Annotated in this window: 11 protein-coding genes; 6 read left to right on the top strand and 5 right to left on the bottom strand. The window is 63.0% G+C overall.

Annotation, left to right across the window (positions count from 1 at the left end; all coding sequences use genetic code 11):
• Positions 1 to 17 precede the first annotated feature (17 nt).
• A complete protein-coding gene (locus tag ING15_RS07145; RefSeq protein WP_206454092.1) occupies positions 18 to 1,211 on the bottom strand; it encodes a cysteine desulfurase family protein in 1,194 nt (397 codons plus the stop codon).
• 192 nt (positions 1,212 to 1,403) lie between these two features.
• Between ING15_RS07145 and ING15_RS07140 the strand changes: the two genes are divergently transcribed.
• Positions 1,404 to 2,078 (top strand): alpha/beta hydrolase, encoded by a 675-nt coding sequence (locus ING15_RS07140; RefSeq protein WP_206454091.1) that lies wholly within the window; start codon positions 1,404 to 1,406, stop codon positions 2,076 to 2,078.
• Positions 2,079 to 2,110: 32 nt separating this feature from the next.
• On the opposite strand, the gene ING15_RS07135 is transcribed toward ING15_RS07140, so the two are convergent.
• A complete protein-coding gene (locus tag ING15_RS07135; RefSeq protein ID WP_408628683.1) occupies positions 2,111 to 3,265 on the bottom strand; it encodes an anhydro-N-acetylmuramic acid kinase in 1,155 nt (384 codons plus the stop codon).
• A gap of 98 nt (positions 3,266 to 3,363) precedes the next feature.
• Between ING15_RS07135 and tyrS the strand changes: the two genes are divergently transcribed.
• A complete protein-coding gene (gene tyrS / locus ING15_RS07130; RefSeq protein WP_206454090.1) occupies positions 3,364 to 4,617 on the top strand; it encodes a tyrosine--tRNA ligase in 1,254 nt (417 codons plus the stop codon).
• Between the two features lie 42 nt (positions 4,618 to 4,659).
• On the opposite strand, the gene ING15_RS07125 is transcribed toward tyrS, so the two are convergent.
• Positions 4,660 to 7,299 carry a hypothetical protein gene (locus ING15_RS07125; protein ID WP_206454089.1) on the bottom strand — a complete coding sequence of 880 codons (2,640 nt, stop codon included), beginning with the start codon at positions 7,297 to 7,299 and terminating at the stop codon, positions 4,660 to 4,662.
• On the opposite strand from ING15_RS07125, the gene ING15_RS07120 reads away from it, so the two are divergent.
• The 4 genes from ING15_RS07120 (at position 7,270) to ING15_RS07105 (ending at position 10,816) form a co-directional block, all read left to right on the top strand.
• Positions 7,270 to 8,076 (top strand): hypothetical protein, encoded by an 807-nt coding sequence (locus tag ING15_RS07120; protein WP_206454088.1) that lies wholly within the window; start codon positions 7,270 to 7,272, stop codon positions 8,074 to 8,076. The two genes, ING15_RS07125 and ING15_RS07120, sit on opposite strands and share 30 nt — an antisense overlap.
• Positions 8,073 to 8,552, top strand: a complete 480-nt coding sequence (locus ING15_RS07115) for a peroxiredoxin (RefSeq protein WP_232845613.1) — start codon at positions 8,073 to 8,075, stop codon at positions 8,550 to 8,552. Before ING15_RS07120 ends, ING15_RS07115 begins: the two co-directional genes overlap by 4 nt.
• Complete coding sequence (locus ING15_RS07110; RefSeq protein WP_206454086.1) at positions 8,549 to 9,376, top strand: ferritin-like domain-containing protein; 828 nt, start codon at positions 8,549 to 8,551, stop codon at positions 9,374 to 9,376. The genes ING15_RS07115 and ING15_RS07110 overlap by 4 nt, the downstream gene beginning before the upstream one ends.
• Before the next feature lie 102 nt (positions 9,377 to 9,478).
• Positions 9,479 to 10,816 (top strand): M23 family metallopeptidase, encoded by a 1,338-nt coding sequence (locus tag ING15_RS07105; RefSeq protein WP_206454085.1) that lies wholly within the window; start codon positions 9,479 to 9,481, stop codon positions 10,814 to 10,816.
• Positions 10,817 to 10,849: 33 nt separating this feature from the next.
• Here the strand turns inward: ING15_RS07105 and prfB are convergent.
• Positions 10,850 to 11,978 (bottom strand): peptide chain release factor 2 gene (gene prfB, locus ING15_RS07100; protein ID WP_206454084.1). Its coding sequence is split into 2 segments (ribosomal slippage): positions 10,850 to 11,908 and positions 11,910 to 11,978, totalling 1,128 coding nucleotides; the frame shifts between segments, so codons are not numbered across the junction.
• Positions 11,979 to 12,104: 126 nt separating this feature from the next.
• A complete protein-coding gene (locus ING15_RS07095; protein ID WP_206454083.1) occupies positions 12,105 to 14,549 on the bottom strand; it encodes a penicillin-binding protein 1A in 2,445 nt (814 codons plus the stop codon).
• Positions 14,550 to 14,557: the final 8 nt, after the last annotated feature.

Below are 14,557 nucleotides of genomic sequence, written 5' to 3'. Positions count from 1 at the left end.
AGTGCAAGATTGAATCCTCATGCCGCGTGATCTTGTCGGTGCGCGAGCGTGACGCGATTGGCCAATCCGGCGTATTCCCTGACGAACCGGTCGAGATCGTCCGCGCTCGTTTCGTAACCGAAACTGACGCGGATGGCCCCCTCCTCGGCCGAGATGGCAAGGCCTGCACTGACCATAGCGGCAACGACGTGGCTGCGGCCGACCTTGCCCGACGAACACGCCGACCCCGCCGAAATCGCAATACCGGCGAGGTCAAGTGCCATCTGCGCCGTTTCGCTGCGAAGCCCTGGCGCCGCGATTGCTACCGTGTTCGGCAGCCGTTCCGCCTCCGCGCCGAGCACGACGGCGCCCGGAAGCGCTTTACGAATGGCCGCTTCGAGATGACGGCGCAGTGTCGCGAGTTTGTGCGGCATGGACTCGATGATACGTTCGCGAGCCACGTCGGCGGCCACGCCAAAGCTTGCGATCGCCGGAACCGGTTCGGTGCCGGCCCGCCGCCCCGTCTCCTGTCCGCCACCACGCATCAACGGAAACGGACGCGTCGTGGAATGACGAAGAACCAGAGCGCCGACGCCCTTGGCCGCGCCGAGCTTGTGGCCGGAGACCAGCAACACGTCGGCTCCCGTCTCGGCGAGGTCGATCGGTATGCGTCCGACCGCCTGCACGGCGTCGATCACCAGCCGGACGGGACGGCCCGCGATCGCCGCATGGATGCGATCCAGAGGCTGCAGGACGCCGGTTTCGGAATTGGCCAGGGTCAGCGCCAGCTGGCCGACATTGTCCTCGCCGAGCCCGACGACCCAGGCCGCAAGCGCCTCGCAATCAACGATGCCATTCGCATCCACCGGCAAACGAGTCACTTGATCCGCCGCGAAGCTGCCGCCTTCGCGTATGCAGTGGTGGTCGGTGTCGATGACGGCGAGCTTTTGGATCGCCGTCTCCCGCCCGTCGATCAACCATCGTGGTGTGAGGGCTGTCATGGCCGCCTCGCTCGCTCCGCTGGTGAAGACGAGGTTGGCCGGATCGCAGGACAGGAGCCGGGCGACCGCCCGGCGCGCATCCTCCACGAGGGCCCGCGCATGGCGCCCCTCGCTATGGACCGACGACGGATTGGCGGCCTCGAGTGCCGACAACAGCGCGTCCCGCGCCTCCTCGAGCAGGGGCGCCGTCGCGTTGTAATCCAGATAGAGGCGTCGCTGGCTTGCGGTCATTCGCTCTCGCAGCGGTTCGATTTCGTGATCCGTCGGCGCAAAATTCTTGAATTTTCGGCAGCGCTTGGACTAAAAGACGCCTTCGACGTCGGCCGGTAGTTTTGAATCATTCTAAACTAGAGCTTACGAGGCCGCTTGGGCTTCGTCAAGAAGCGTCCCGCCGAGCAATCCTGCTCGCCAAGGAAGACAATTATGCCCGAAGTGATCTTCAATGGCCCAGCCGGCCGCCTTGAAGGCCGGTACCAGGCCGCCAAGGAGAAGAACGCCCCGATCGCCATCGTGCTGCATCCGCATCCGCGGTTTGGCGGTACGATGAACAATCAGATCGTTTATCAGCTTTTCTATATGTTCGTCGAACGCGGCTTCACGACGCTGCGCTTCAACTTCCGCGGTATCGGCCGCAGCCAGGGGGAATTCGATCATGGCGCCGGCGAACTGTCGGACGCCGCTTCGGCACTCGACTGGGTGCAGAGCCTGCATCCCGATTCCAAGCAGTGCTGGGTGGCCGGCTATTCCTTCGGCGCCTGGATCGGCATGCAGCTGTTGATGCGGCGTCCGGAGATCGAGGGCTTCTTCTCGATCGCCCCGCAGCCGAACTCCTACGATTTCTCGTTCCTCGCGCCCTGCCCGTCGTCTGGTCTGATCATTCATGGTGATCAGGACCGTGTCGCACCGCCCAAGGACGTGCAGACGCTCGTCGACAAGCTGAAGACGCAAAAAGGTATCGTCATCACACAGAATACGATGGAGGGTGCGAACCACTTCTTCAGCGAACATACCGACCAGCTGCTCGCCGAATGCGCCGATTATCTCGATCGACGGCTGGCCGGCGAATTGTCGGACCCCAGACCCAAACGACTGAGATAGGCAGAGGCCTCCGCCCAAAGCGTCTTGCAATGTCAAACCGACGCGGCACGCCTTGAATCGGGCCGCACGAGGCTGCCCCCGCTCGATGGCTCGCGGCAGCCGGTCGTCGTCGGCCATGTCAGCGGGCGCCCGTCGAGCGAGCGGACCGCCAGATAGGCCCAGGCCTCGGCCTCCATCGCGTCGCCGTCGAAGCCGGCCTCCTCGGCCGTGACGACCCGAGCATGCGGCGCGGCGCCATCGCGAAGATCATCCATGATCGCCGGGTGCCGCCGTCCACCGCCGCAGACGATCCAGAGTTTCGGCGGCTCGGGAAAATGTGCCGCCGCTTTGAGGATGGCCTGTGCGCTGACGAAGCAAAGGGTGCGGGCGACATCCTCCAACGAGCCGGTGCGGGGCGGCGGAACGGCAAAATCGAAGCGGTCGAGTGACTTCGGCGCCGCCCGGGCGAAGAAATCGGCGGACAGATAGCGTTCGGAAAGCGCGGTCAGGATACCGCCCTCGCTGGCGATCGCGCCGTTCTGATCGAAGGGAATCCCCGCCTCGCGGTCTAGCCACTGGTCGAGCAAGGCGTTGCCGGGACCAGAATCGAAAGCGATCGGGTCATGCTCGCCGTCCAGATAGGTGACGTTGGAAATGCCGCCGATATTGACGAAGACGACCGGAAGGTCCCGGTATTCGGCCAGCAGATTCTTCGCCAGCGACGCATGATAGGCGGGAACCAGGGGGGCGCCCTGCCCGCCCTGGGTCATGTCGTTCGCGCGCATGTCGAAGACGACCGGCAGATGAAGCAGATCTGCAAGCAGCCCACCGTCCCCGAGTTGCACCGTCAGCGCCTTGTCGGGACGATGCAGCACGGTCTGGCCATGGAAACCGATGATGTCGACCGTTGCCGGGTCGATCCCGCAATCAGCGAAGAAGCGCCGCACCGCCTCCGCGTGGCGCCGGGTCACTTCGGCCTCCAAGACTTGCAGATCACCGGGACGATCGGTCTGGCGGATGATCGACTTCGCGGTTTCGAGCCCTTCGGCCAGACGGCGCCGGAATCCGACGTCGTAGTTATAGACCCGCGCCGGCCCACGTTTCACGAGGCCGTCTCCGTCGGTGTCGAGGAGCGCCACGTCGATCCCGTCGAGCGAGGTTCCGCTCATCAGGCCGATCGCGCGGCGTTGGGGCGTATCCGTCAAAATCGGCTCCGCATCTGGAATTGTTGGTCAGGGCTGTTAAACGGCTTTCGACGAACGGAGGAACCTCAGCGTTCCCACGAACCTCTCAGGATCACTATCCCATGACCGGTTTCAAGTCCGAGTTTCTGGCGACCCTCTGCGAACGCGGTTTCATTCACCAGACATCCGGCGACTCCGCCCTCGATGAGCTGTTCCGCACCGAAACAGTCACCGGCTATATCGGTTTCGATCCGACGGCAGCCAGCCTCCATGTCGGATCGCTGATGCAGATCATGATGCTGCACTGGATGCAAAAGACCGGCCATCGCCCGATCGCGTTGATGGGCGGCGGCACCGGCATGATCGGCGACCCGTCCTTCAAGGACGAAGCGCGCAAGCTTCAGACCGAAGAGGGGATCCAGCGGAATCTTGCCGGGATCAGGCGCTCCTTCGAGCGCTATATCCGCTTCGGCGAGGGTCCGAACGATGCCGTCATGGTCGACAATGCCGACTGGCTTCTCGACCTCAACTACGTGTCGTTCCTGAGAGACGTCGGACGCCACTTCTCGGTCAACCGGATGCTCTCCTTCGATTCGGTCAAGCTTCGGCTCGGTCGGGAGCAATCGCTGTCCTTCCTCGAATTCAACTACATGATCCTGCAGGCCTACGATTTCGTCGAGCTTTATCGCCGCTTTGGCTGCCGGCTGCAGATGGGCGGCTCGGACCAATGGGGCAATATCGTCAACGGCATCGACCTTGGCCGGCGCATGGATGGCGCGGAGCTGTTTGCCCTCACCTCGCCGCTCCTGACCACGGCCTCGGGCGCCAAGATGGGCAAGACCGCCAGCGGCGCGATCTGGCTCAATGCCGACATGCTCTCGCCTTACGACTTCTGGCAGTATTGGCGAAACACCGAGGACGCCGACGTCGGCCGCTTCCTCAAGCTGTACACGACACTGCCGATGGACGAGATCGCGCGACTGGAAGCGCTTGGCGGCTCGGAAATCAACGAGGCGAAGAAGCGCCTCGCCAACGAAGTCACGGCGATGCTGCATGGGCGCGAGGCCGCCGACGAGGCGTCCGAGACGGCCCGCAAGACCTTCGAGGAAGGCTCACTTGCGGAGACCCTGCCGACGATCGAGGTGCCGGCGGCGTCCTTTGAATCCGGTATCGGGCTTCTGTCGCTCCTCGTGTCGGCTGGGCTTGCGGCATCGAATGGCGAGGCGCGCCGGCATGTGAAGGGCGGCGCCGTCCGTCTCAACGATGAGCCTGTATCTGACGAACGGCTCATGGTGGGATCGCGGAATCTCGCCGAAGGCGTCGCCAAACTGTCGGTCGGGCGTAAGAAGCACGTTCTCGTGCGGCCCGTCGCCTGATCCCGGAAAGAGGACACAGTGCTCCGTCTGGCAGCGTAACGGCTAATATTCGAAGATCCGGCGGAATATCCCCGGCGCGATCGCCGAAATCGGATTGACCGTCAAAGTCGGATCGCCGAAGGCGCCGGCTAGCCGGTAGGTGATGCCGATCAGCGCGCCCTCTGCCCCGTTGCCGAGGATGCCCCCGACAAACGGCAGGGCCCCGAACAAACGGTTGATTGAGTAGGCCGGCATAAACGAGCCTGATATGTCGATCTGTTCGCTGGAATTATAGATGGTGCCTTCGAAGCTCGAGCCGAAGATCGGCCCGCGCACGATGCCCTCGCGCGCCAGCAGTTGACGGCCGTCCCAGGCAAGGCCGACGGACGCGGAGTCGAAATAGGCGCGCGACACTTCGAGCTCGCGGCCGAGGGCACCTGCCAAACTTTCGTTTCCTGTTCGCGTGGTCCCCACCAGGTTTGCCAATCTCGGTTCGTCCACCAAGGTAAAATCTTGCAGCGTCAAAGGGCCGCTGAAACCGCCCGACGCTGTTCCCGAGAGCTGCAAGCGTGCGGCGCCACCCTGCATGCGCCCATAAAGCCCGCCGAAGCGGAGCACCGATCCGGCGTCGTCAGTGGCAAGACTGACCAACCGATCCGCGCCGCGTGGCCGGAACGAGAGGTCGATCGGACGGCCGGCACTCGTGCTGGCTGAAAGCGAGATCGCTCCCCCGGCCTTGTAGCGAATTGTTGCATCGCGAAACTCCTCACCGTCGAACCCCAGCAAGCGGTCGAGCACGATCGTGGCGTCGACGGCCTTGCGGTTGCTCGCTTGGTCCGGTTTCGACGCGAGTCCGTCCCGGCGAAGCCGATCGAGCATCGCCCGCGCGTCCAGGCTGCGGCCGGTCAGGTCGAGCACATATCGACCGTCGTTGCGGACGAGCTGTCCGGAGATGTCGTCCCCCCGATTCAGAGCCGCACTATCCAGCGTCACGCTTCTGAGGCCAGAGCCGTCCGCTTCGATGCTGCCTCGGGCCGAAAACCCCTCCCCGGACAATTCGACATTGCGCATCGAGATCTGCTTGCCTGATATGCTCAGATCAAAGGCGAGCGTTGCAGGGACACCTGGACCTTTGCTCCAGCCGACCGCCGGCATGTCAAGTCGCGCCGCCCCGAGGTCGAGCCGGGCGCGAAATTCGCTTCCGACCCGCGTAAAGCGCGCCGACAGCGGGCCATCGACGATCTCGCCAAGCATCGGCAACGCCGTGCGAACCTCTTCGTCGGTCAATCGCGCGGTCACGTCGAGCGTCGCCTCGCCGATCGGATTCGGTCCGATCGGCTGAGAAAACTCCACCCTGGCGGGAATCCCGTCGATCGCAGCCGCGACGTCCCCGATAGCCGCGCCGGGGGCGATGGTGACCATCCCGGATACGGCCTTGATCTCGCGTCCATCGATCTGGCGGTTGAGGCCAACCCCATCGAGTTCGGCGAAGACCGACCAGCTCTCCAACCTGTTTTGTTCCGGCGCCAGCTGCCCAAGAAGAAATGCAACGCCAACCCCGACGCTGGCTCGGCCCGTTACGTCGTCGCTCCGCCAGCCGAGCTTCCGGGACGCCCCCACCGGCTCGCGGTCAGCCAGCCGAAGCAGCGTCGGCGCATCGCCGGCGAGATTGAGCGACAGCGACGCGGCCACGCCATGTTCCGCCCGGACGAAATCCAACGAGGACGGCATGATCTCGAGACTCGGAAAGCCGGTGATGCCGCCGGTCGTGACCGTGATCAGCGTCGCGCCGTCACGATAGTCCAGCGTTCCGGAAACGGTTTCGACAGCGGGCATGTTGCCGATCGTCGCGAAGGTCCCATTCTCGAAATCGAGCGCAAGCCGCACTTCGTCCCCGGTCGGCCCCTCGCCTGGCACGGCGATCTCGGCGAGCCGCGCAAGACTGGTATCCAGAGCGAGCGAACCCGTCGGTATTGATCCGGTCTCGGCGACATGACCCAGCACCCAGTCGCGGGCCTTGCCGGCAATGAAAAACGGCCAGAACGCTCTGATGTCCGTGGCCGTCAGCGCCGTTGCGTTGAGGTCCAGCCGGACGCGATCCGCGGAATGCAAACCTGTGAGTTCGCCGGTACCGGACAGTTCGCCGCGAGCGGTCTTCAGGGACAACTGGTCGAATGTCGCACGCGCCGAGCGGAAATCAACAGCTCCCACCGCCTTGAGCGACGCCGAGACCGCACCAACGCCTCCTGCCGTCGAGTCCAGTCGGGTGGTGCGAAGTTCCAGGCGATGGCGCCCGGAACCGTCCGGAATCAGAGCGACCCGGCCAGCGAACTCTGCTTCGGCCGTCCCGAAATCGACCCGCCCACCGCTGATCCTCAGGTCGTCCTCGCCTTCGGCAAGGCTGATGCTGCCCCTTGCCGTGGCCACAGGTTGCGTGGCTTTTCCAACGATTCTGCCGTCGTGACCCTTCACGCTCGCGGCGATACGGCGGCCGGACGTCGTCGTGGTGAGCGAAACGACGAAGCTTGCCGGCAGCACGAGCCTGAGCGCGTCGTCATCACCGTTGGCGGCTCCCCCGCCCCACTGCAATTCCTGCTCGGAGGTTCTCGCCGCGAGTTCGACAATTCGCTGCCGGTTCGGATCGAGCTTGGCTGTCCCGGACAAGGCAAGTGCGTGATCGGCGACAATGCCCTTGGCGTCCATCGTAAGTTCACCCGAGGCATCGGCCGCGATCTCGAAGTTCTCAAGTCGGTATGCGTCATGGCCGAGCACGACGAGATCGCTAATTGCGATACGGCGCAACCCGATAGCCTCGATAGCGACGAATGGGCGGTCGATAGAGGCAAAGAGATCTTCCGCAGCGAATTCCTTGTCCGACCGCAAATGGTCGCGGATGGACGGATCGAGACGCACGGTCTCGACGGACAGGCGATCGACGGAAAGCTTTCCACCAAGGAGCGCGCCCAGACTGACGCCGGCACGCACGCTGCCGGCGGTTCCAACTGCCCGACCGGTTCGCCGATCCTTGATCACGATGTCGGAAAAGCGGATACCGAGAGTTCCCGCCGGACCGAATCCGACCTGCTGGCGACCGAATTCGACCCAAAAGTCCGGCCCGACGAACGCCGAGGCGATCCGTTCGATCTGCCAACGCAGCAAGTTTTCGCCTCGATCGGTCCACAGCAGTGCGCTGATGGCAATGCCGATCGCCAGGACAATGAATATGGCGAGACTGCCCAGCCCCGCGCCAATCCGAATCGCTGTTTTCATGGGCCGATCACCCGCGCGCCGAACGCTGCGCGCACTGTCTCCATGCCATCTCACGCGAAAAGATGCTCATTCTCGCTCCTGAAGATGCGCCGGGGGCGGCATGGCTGCTCCAACACGATAGAGATATTGATTAAAAACTTTGGCAGCAAAGGTTCACAAAACATCCCGAGGCTGATTTCTCAGGCCCCTGATCTCAAAAGGACTACATGATGGCACTTTCAGCCGGCGATACCTGCCCCGAATTCCGCTTGCCGGATGACAAGGGGAAAATCGTCTCTCGCGATAACCTGAAGGGCACGCCATTCGTCCTTTATTTCTATCCAAAGGACGATACCTCCGGTTGCACGGTTGAAGCTGTCGATTTCTCGCGGCTGAAGGGCGAATTCGATTCCCTTGGTGTCCCGGTGTTCGGGGTTTCGCCCGATACGGTCAAAAAGCATGGCAAATTCAAGGACAAGCACGATCTAACCGTCCGTCTCCTGTCGGATGAGGAAAAGTTACTGCTCGACGCCTGCGGGGTTTGGGTCGAGAAGAGCATGTATGGCCGCCGTTACATGGGTGTCGAACGCACCACCGCGCTGGTCGGGCCGGACGGCACGATCATTCGGCTCTGGCAGAAGGTGAAAGTGCCCGGTCACGCCGAGGAGGTGCTGGAGGCCGCGCGCCAATTCGCATCCGCCACATGAGCGAAGCCAGCGGGGAGCCGTCGACACTGCGGCAAGCAACCATCGAAGCGCTGCGCGAAAGCGACCTCGACGCCAAGGTGGAGCGCACCAACCTCGCCTGCCGCTTATGGTTCGGCCGGCGCATCGGCATGCACGCGCATGGAGATCCTGCGCTGCCAGATCGGCCCGGCCGCCCGGCAGAACCGATTCTCGTTTCGCCGCGTAAGGTCAAGCGGCGCTCCGTGCACACGATCGAGGGCCGCATTGCCCTGATCCACGCGCTCGCCCACATCGAGTTGAACGCCATCGATCTCGCGCTCGACATCGTTGCCCGCTTTACCAGCGAATCGGTGCCGCGCTCATTCTTCGATGGCTGGATGACCGTCGCCCTGGAAGAGGCTAAGCACTTCCGCCTGTTGGCGCACAGGCTGGAAGCCCTTGGCACCCACTACGGCGCCCTGTCCGCCCATGACGGATTGTGGGAGGCCGTGGAAGCGACGGCGCACGACCTCGGCGCGCGTCTTGCCGTCGTTCCGCTGATCCTCGAGGCGCGGGGCCTGGATGTGACCCCCTCGCTTCTGGAAAAGCTGGAAGGCGTCGGCGACGCCGACACCGCGGCAATCCTGGAAATCATCTATCGCGACGAGAAAAAGCACGTTGCGATCGGCGCCAAGTGGTTCCGGTTCCTCTGCGCGCGGGAGCAGCGCGATCCCGCCGAACGCTTTCAAGAACTCGTTCGCGCCAGTTTCCGCGGCCAGGTAAAAGCGCCCTTCAACGATCGCGCCCGGTCCGAGGCCGGATTGACCCCGACTTTTTATCGCTCGCTCTCGCCGCTTTCCAGCTGAGCATCGCAATGACGCGCAACGAGGCAAAGGATCATTAACCCTAATGGGGTGTAATCGGTTCGTCGATGAAGGGGCTTTCACCCCGTCAACGAGGAGCGGGAAATGGCTGCGAGCAAACACAGACGGACCTTTGGGGAGTACCGCGAGCCTCACACCATCATCATCGCCCGCGGTGAACAGGTTCGACATTTCACGATTGGGCAACGGTCGCTTCTGCTCGGAACGGCCTTTGCGTCTCTGATCGTGCTGACCATGGTCGCGGCACCGACCTGGTTCGTCATGCAGGACGATATAGCGGCGCGGCTGACCGCGCGACAAGCCCAGATACGCCAGGGTTACGAACAGCGGATCGCATCGCTGCGGTCGCAACTCGACACGGTCACCAGCCGGCAGATGATTTCGCAGAAGATGGTCGAGACCAAGGTCGACGTCCTTCTCGATCAGCAGGAAGAACTCACTGCACGCTACGACAAGTTGCGCCCCTTGTATGAGCGCGCCCAGGAAGTTGGAGTCGCCCCCGCACCGATTCCTCTGCCGACGCCCAATCCCCGGCTCGCAATGGCAGCCCTGCCGATAGGGACGCTCGACTCGCCCGTCGATGGCGAGGTCAGCCAGCCGGTTTTGCAGTCACCGGCAGCAATCGTCGATCCGATCCGTACTGGCTCGGTTGGTGAGCGGGCCGCTTTCACAATCGAACTGCGCCCATCCTCGACGGTGCCTGTCGCGCCAGCCGGAAAAACCTGGATCGCCGACGCGATGCTTCGCGAGGTCGGACGCTCGATCGACATTGTCGAACTTCGCCAAATCGAGCATCTACAGAGTATGGCGGAGACGGCCCGGACGCGAACGCTCAAGATCGCGGCAGCGCTGAAGGCCGCCGGGATTGATCTGCCCGAGCTCGATGAGCACACCGCCACGGGCGGTCCGTTCGAGCCGGTGCCAGTGGACTATAATTTCGACGAATCCTATGCCGAACTCGATACAGCCCTGGCATCCTTGCAAAAGATTCACTCGGTGGCGGCAACCCTTCCGATTTCGGAGCCGCTGCCCGGAAGCCGCCTCTCCAGCTCGTTCGGAATTCGCTCCGATCCCTTTCTCGGACGGCGCGGATTGCACTCCGGCGACGATTATGCGGCGGCGAGCGGCACGCCGGTTCCGGCCACCGCGCCCGGCACTATCACCAAAGCCGGTCGCGCCGGCGGCTACGGCAACCTCGTCGAAATCGACCACGGCAACGGCATCACCACGCGCTACGCCCACATGTTGCGGGTCGACGTCGCCGTGGGCCAGACCGTGGCGAAAGGCACCAAGATCGGCGAGGTCGGCAGCACCGGCCGCAGTACCGGCCCCCATCTTCACTACGAAGTGCGGCGCAACGGCCGCGCCGTCGACCCGGCGCGATTTCGCCGCATCGGCCTAAGGATCAACGCGTTCAGCTGAAGGGTGGCCATACGCCGCCCACCCATCCTGATCTCAGGCGATATCCTCGACTTCCAGGTCGCCGCCATGCACACGATGGGCCAATGCCGCTTCCATGAACTCGTCGAGGTAACCGTCCAGAACGTCCTGGGGTGACGTACTCTCCACCCCGGTCCGCAAGTCCTTCACCAGTTGATACGGCTGCAGGACGTAGGATCGAATCTGGTGACCCCAGCCAATATCGGTCTTCGACGCGGCCTCGGCACTCGCCTCTTCCTCGCGCCGCTCGAGTTCCGCCTCGTACAGGCGCGCGCGCAACATGTTCCATGCTGTTGCACGGTTCTTGTGCTGTGAGCGCTCGGCCTGACACTGGACGACGATGCCGGTGGCGATATGCGTGATCCGCACGGCCGAATCCGTCGTATTGACGTGCTGACCGCCAGCGCCGGAGGCGCGATAGGTGTCGATGCGCACGTCGGACTCGGACACGTCGATCTGGATCGTATCGTCGATCACCGGATACACCCATACGGAGGCAAAGGACGTGTGCCGTCGCGCTTGGCTGTCATACGGCGAAATCCGCACGAGGCGATGCACGCCCGATTCGGTTTTCATCCAGCCATAGGCGTTGTGGCCCTTGATCAGCAGCGTCGCGGATTTGATGCCCGCCTCTTCGCCGGCATGCTCCTCGAGAACCTCCACCTTCATCTTGGAGCGGTCGGCCCAGCGCATATACATGCGCAAAAGCATGGCCGCCCAGTCCTGGCTCTCAGTCCCACCGGCACCGGAATGGACCTCGACATAGGTGTCGTTGGCATCGGCCTCGCCTGCCAGCAACGCCTCGATCTGCCGTTTGTCGACGTCCGCCCGAATTCCGCGGATCGCCGTTTCGGCTTCCGTCACGATCTCCGAATCGCCCTCCTCCTCGCCCATGGCGATGAGTTCGACGTTGTCACTGAGCGACTGATCGAGGCGCTTAATGGAGCTGACCGCTTCGTCGAGATGCTGGCGCTCGCGCATCAGCTTCTGCGCCTCCGCAGCATCCTCCCAGATCGACGGATCTTCCGCCTTCTGGTTCAGATGATCGAGGCGCTTGAGGGATTGATCCCAGTCAAAGATGCCTCCTCAGCAGGCTTATGGCCTGCTTGATTTCGTCGACCATTGTCTCGATCTCGGCACGCATGCCGCAATCTCCTGATTCGCTGGTGATTTGAATGCGGCCTCGACGACCGCCGGGACGCTTTGCGCAAGGAAAAGGGCGGTGAGCCCGCCCCTGTCGCGCGTCTATAACGCCGATGGCGGCTCTTGGCTAGAACAGCCCACCGGCGCCCTGGACGATCGCCTGTTCGGCTTCCTGCGAGACTTCGCCAGAACCGAAACCCGACGCGACTTCATCCATGCCGATGACTTCGTAGGCATCGGACGGGCCGGTTCCGGGCTTGAACGCCTCCATGATCACATCGGGTCCAGAGCCGCTCGCGCGCATGCCGGTTTTGCGGTTGACGGCGATGAGTTCCATGCCCTCCGGAGGCTGGAATTCAATCGGCTTGCGGTCTTTCAAAGCCTCACGCATGAAATCGATGAAGACGGGGGCAGCCATGCCGCCGCCGGTCGCCCCACGGCCCATCGGCTTCGGATTATCGTAGCCGAGGAAGACACCGGTGACGATGTCCGGCGTAAATCCGACGAACCAGACGTCCTTCTCCTCATTGGTCGTCCCGGTCTTACCGGCGATCGGAACGCCGAGTTCCCTCACCTTGGTCGCCGTGCCGCGCTGCACGACGCCCTCCATCATCGAGGTGATCTGGTAGGCCGTCATCGGATCCAGGATCTGATCCCGCTCATCGATCAGCTCCGGCTCGGGCTGGCCGTCATATTGGGTCGCATCGCACGACTGGCACTGGCGCTGATCATGCTTGTAGATCGTGCGTCCGTACCGGTCCTGAACGCGATCGATCAGCGAGGGCTCGAGCGAACGCCCGCCATTGGCGATCGTCGAAAAGGCCGACACCATCCGCAGGACCGTCGTTTCGCCCGCGCCGAGCGCCATGGGAAGATAGGGCAAGAGCTTGTCGTAAACGCCGAACCGTTCCGCGTATTCGGCGACAAGCTTCATGCCCATATCCTTGGCCAGACGGACTGTCATGAGGTTGCGGCTCTTTTCAATTCCGAGCCGCAGGGTCGACGGGCCGGCGGAGCCGCCTCCATAATTGGATGGCTCCCAGAACCCACCATTGCCGTCGGGCAGTGAAATCGGCGCGTCAAGAATGACAGACGCGGGGGTGTAGCCATTGTCGAGTGCCGCCGCGTAGACGAATGGCTTGAATGATGAGCCGGGCTGCCGATAGGCCTGCGAAGCCCGATTAAATTCCGATTCAGCGAAGGAGAAGCCGCCGACCATGGCCAATACGCGGCCGGTCTGCGGCTCCATGGCGACCAGCGCCCCCTGGATCTCTGGCGGCTGGCGGAGCCGGTAACCCTCGCCCTCCTCCACTTTCTCCACATAGATAACGTCGCCGCGCGAGACGACATCCGAGGCAGATTTTACAGTGCCCTTGCGCTGCTTGGTATTCAGCCTCAGCGCCCACTTCATGTTGGCGAACGCAATCGTGCCGACTTCCCGCTTCGCTCCGAGTGCACCAGAGACCTGGCGCTCCGGCTGAAGGCCGATACTGATCCGGTCGCTTGCAGTGCCGAGAACGACGGCCAAGCGCCACTCGGGCACGTCCGCAAGGGGGTCGACCTTGCCGAGCGCCGGACCCCAGTCGCTGCCGATGTCGATTCGCGTCACCGCGCCCCGAAATCCACGCGCCTCGTCATATTTGACAAGCCCACGCTGCAGCGCGGAGCGCGCCTCGGCCTGCAGTTGAGGATCGAGGGTCGTGCGGACCGACAACCCGCCTTCGTAGAGGGCATCGACGCCGTAGCGCTGGATGATTTCGCGCCGGACATCCTCGGTGAAATATTCTGCCGCTGTCAGATAAGTGTCGGACGAGCGCGGATTGACGCCCAGCGGCTTTTGTTGAGCCTCGGCGGCCTCGGCGTCGGTGATGACCTGGTTCGTGGCCATCTGGTCGATGACCCAGTTCCGGCGCTCGAGCGCCTTGTCCGGATCGCGGAACGGATTGTAGTTCTCCGGCGCCTTGGGCAGCGCCGCGAGGTAAGCCGCTTCCTCAATCGTCAGCTCGCTGACCGGCTTGTCGAAATAGGCCAGCGACGCCGCGGCGATGCCGTAGGAGCCAAGTCCGAGATAAATCTCGTTGAGATACAACTCGAAGATCTTGTCCTTCGAATAGGCCTGCTCGATGCGCAGCGAAAGAATCGCTTCCTTCACCTTGCGATCCAACGTGCGTTCGTTCGTCAGCAGGAAATTCTTGGCGACCTGCTGGGTGATTGTCGAAGCACCCTGCATGCGCCCCCCCTTGGCCAGGACCACGACGGCACGGGCGACACCTTCGATGTCAACACCCGGATGCTGGTAGAAGTTCTTGTCCTCGGCAGACAAAAACGCGTTCTTGACGAGATCTGGAATCGCCTGGATCGGCAGGAACAAGCGACGTTGGCGCGCATATTCTGCCATGAGCGAGCCGTCCGAAGCGTGAACCCGTGTCGTCACCGGCGGCTCGTACTTGGCCAACACCTGATAGTCCGGCAAATCCTGCGCCATCTTCTCAACGTACCAGGCAAATCCACCCGCCACGATCAGGAAGAAGATGGCCCCGATTCCGAAGAAATAGCCGAGCAGTCTAATCATAAAAACTC

This window comes from Aurantimonas marina (assembly GCF_017183135.1).
Lineage (GTDB): Bacteria > Pseudomonadota > Alphaproteobacteria > Rhizobiales > Rhizobiaceae > Aurantimonas > Aurantimonas marina.
The sequence above is the reverse complement of the archived record's forward strand: the minus strand, read 5'-3'. Positions and strand labels throughout refer to the sequence as shown.